Below are 2,959 nucleotides of genomic sequence, written 5' to 3'. Positions count from 1 at the left end.
CGTTGTCGTGCCGATGGCGGGGCAGCAGTCAGCCGGCGTCCGCGACGTCCCCTCACGCCCACACCGGGTTGATCGGAAAGTCCGGCGGGTACATGTGGATGTACTGCGCGGCCCGCGGGTAGTGGGTGTGATTCCGGTTGCTGCCGTGGGGCAGGTCGTGCCGCCAGATGATCAGGTCGCCGGCCCCCGCGGCGACGGGAACCGCCTCCAGTGCCCGCGCCGCCTCGCGCGGGTCCTCGCCGGAGACGAGACCCCTAGCCATTCGCCCATTCGGTGAAGGAATCCGGGGACGCACTGGAACGCCCCCTGCTCCGCCGCGACGTCGTTCAGGTAGAGGATCCCCAGCAGGCCGAAACCCATCGGTTGGGCAATGCTGGTATCCCGGTGCAACCGGCTCGGGCCGGAACGGTCGCTGTCGCCTTCCCTCGCCGGGAGGATCATCCTGACGATGGCCCGTGCGCCGCCCTCACTCTTCTCCAGAACCACAACAGCGGCTTCAGGAAGACATAGAGCGGGGTAAGGCGTGGGGGCAGCAGCAGGGTCTCCATGTCGTTGTCGTTGGGGCGCAGGAAGCGCGCCCAGATGATGCCATGGAGGCGGGCGCGCCAGGAGTCGCTCATCTTCCACTCCATCCATAGCCCGCGGGCCAGGCCCAGGGCGGTCGGTTCGGGATCGGTGGCGGCGTGGGTGAGGAGATGCAGGCAGTGATCGGCCATCGCATCGGCGGCGGCGGGGCGGGGACGAGGGAGGTCGAATTGCGGGGCTCCCAACCGTTCCAGCAGCGCTTGCGTGGCGTACAGCGCCGTGCGGGCGCCGGTTTGCCCGGCCCGCTCGAGCAGGGCCCGCCGTTCCGGAATGCCGGCGGGATCGTCGAGCCACCACGCGACGTCGGCCAGCCATTTGAGCCGATACCAACGATGGCGGCAGCCGTGGACGCAGAGGTAGAGCAGCAGTTCCCGATCGTCGAGCGCGGGGACCGTCCGTCCTCCCAGCGGCTGCTCCCGTCGCTCCCCCCAGACCCGCTGTTCGTCGAGGCGCATCAGCCACGGATTGCGCTGCCAGCGCCAGTGGAGTTCCACCACCTGGCGGTGTTGCGGGTGGAGGTATTCGATGTCGGGGCGGACCCGCTGTATGGTCTGCCGATTGTGCCGGTCGACGGGGAAGCGCGGCGAGCGGGGAAGGTAACCGCGCGCGCGCAGCACCCCGTCTGCCGTCGACAGGGCGTCGGGGCGGATCAGCAGGTCGAGGTCGCCGGGGGGGCGCACCAGCGGAGAGCCGAACAGCCGTTCGGAAAGGGCCGGTCCCTTGAAGGGGAGGACTTCGACGCCGGCCTCACGCAATGCCTGGAGGAGGCCGACCAGTTCGGCCGTCAGGTGCAGGGAGCGGTGCCGGTTGCGCTCGACGCGTCGCTTGATCTTCTCCAGGACATCCGCGGGGACGAGGCCGGCGGGCAGGTCGGTGAGGGCGCGTTGGCAGAGGGCGAGCACGCCGTGGTAGCGGGCGAGCCGGAGCGCCTCATCCCAGCAGCCGACGGCGCGGGCGCAGGCGATGAGCCGGGCGCGGGGGCCGGGGAGGGCGGCGGCGATGATCAGCGCCATCTCCGGCGAGGTGTGCTCGGGCAGGCTCACTGCCACCGTTCCGGGGACGCGCTGGCGTTGCAGGGGGGCGAAGAGGGCATCGTCAGGCGGGGGGTGAATTTCGATCTCCGATCACGCTCCGCTGCGGATCGCAGCCGGCGCATCGCATGGGGTAGAATTCGGCGCTGCAGCCGCACGGAGTTTCGCAGTGATCGCATCCAACCTCAAGTCCGCCATCCTCAAGCAGCGCCAGCGCCTGACCGCGCTGCTCGGCGAGCCGATGTTCAAGCTCGCCCGCCGCTGCGCCGAGGCGATGGGCGATCGTGCCGCCTTGGAGGGGCTGCTGCGCGAGGGGTTGGCGACGATCCCGCAGAGCAAGCACCTCTACGTGCTCGATGCCACCGGCCGCCAGCTCACCGACAACATCACCCGCGACGGCCCCGATCCCGCCCACTTCGGCCGCGATCGCGCCGAGCGGCCCTACATGCTGGGGATCCTCGGCAGCACCGACTTCAAGCTCTCCGAGGCCTACATCAGCCGCAACAAGAAGCGCCCCTCGCTCACCGCGGTGCAGGTGATCCGCGACCCCGACGGGCGCCACGTCGGCTACCTCGGCGCCGACTACGACCTGCGCGAACTGCCCGGCACCGAGGGGCTCTATCAGGAGTCCCACGCCTGGCGCCAGATCAAGGGCGATCCGGCGATCCGCGGCGGGCTGTTCCTGCAACAGCGGGCGCAGAGCCGGATGGACGAGCATATGGACGACGTGCTGCCGCTGATGACCGAGCTGATGGTCGAGCAGGGGGTGTTCCACGGCAAGCTCCACTTCTCCAGCTCGCGCGCCACCATCTGGCTGGTGGACGACCCCTACAACTACCGGCTGCTCAGCATCGACGAGCTGATCGACCCGGACATCTGCCTCGCCTACCCCCACCGCCCCTACACCGAGCGGGCGGTGGTGCCGCGCGAGACGATCGAGCCGATCTTCGAGATGTTCCGCCGGCTGCGCTTCGCCGACGAGACCATCTATCTGCGCGCCGGCTCGCTCAACGTCTGCAACGGCATGGTGGCGCTGAACTTCTCCTGCGACGGCTCCCACTACCTGCCCTACGACGAGTTCCTCGGCAAGGGGTTGGAGTTCTGGTTCGGGGTGCTTTGAATGACGACGGGCGGTGCCTTTGCCACCTCGGATCTCCCGTAGGGTGGGTTAGGCGCGCAACCCCCGACCGTTTCGTTTCGCCTCGGCGATTCGGGGTGGTGGCTCCGTTTGGCATGGCGCGCACGGCGCGCCCTATAGGGCGCGCCGTGCGCGCCGTGTCGAGCGAGGGCACCTTCAGTTGGTGGACGGAGGAGAGTCGATCCGGACGGTGCTCTTCCCGCCC

3 protein-coding genes are annotated in these 2,959 nt (G+C 69.4%); 1 reads left to right on the top strand and 2 read right to left on the bottom strand.

The window, feature by feature from the left end; translation table 11 throughout:
* Nucleotides 1-52: 52 nt before the first annotated feature.
* Together ACYQ2W_RS25795 and ACYQ2W_RS25790 are read right to left on the bottom strand one after the other, a co-directional pair.
* On the bottom strand, nt 53-262 hold the full coding sequence (locus ACYQ2W_RS25795; protein ID WP_459873855.1) for a phytanoyl-CoA dioxygenase family protein: 210 nt from the start codon (nt 260-262) through the stop codon (nt 53-55).
* Between the two features lie 175 nt (nt 263-437).
* Nucleotides 438-1,628 (bottom strand): nucleotidyltransferase domain-containing protein, encoded by a 1,191-nt coding sequence (locus ACYQ2W_RS25790; RefSeq protein WP_459873853.1) that lies wholly within the window; start codon nt 1,626-1,628, stop codon nt 438-440.
* 160 nt (nt 1,629-1,788) lie between these two features.
* Between ACYQ2W_RS25790 and ACYQ2W_RS25785 the strand changes: the two genes are divergently transcribed.
* On the top strand, nt 1,789-2,736 hold the full coding sequence (locus ACYQ2W_RS25785) for a PDC sensor domain-containing protein (protein ID WP_459873858.1): 948 nt from the start codon (nt 1,789-1,791) through the stop codon (nt 2,734-2,736).
* Nucleotides 2,737-2,959: the final 223 nt, after the last annotated feature.

The sequence above is a fragment of the Endothiovibrio diazotrophicus genome (genome assembly GCF_054657215.1).
The sequence above is the reverse complement of the archived record's forward strand: the minus strand, read 5'-3'. Positions and strand labels throughout refer to the sequence as shown.

Excerpts from the sequence above, each read along its gene's own strand:
- ACYQ2W_RS25795 (WP_459873855.1), bottom strand. The coding sequence starts at position 262 with ATGGCTAGGGGTCTCGTCTCCGGCGAGGACCCGCGCGAGGCGGCGCGG.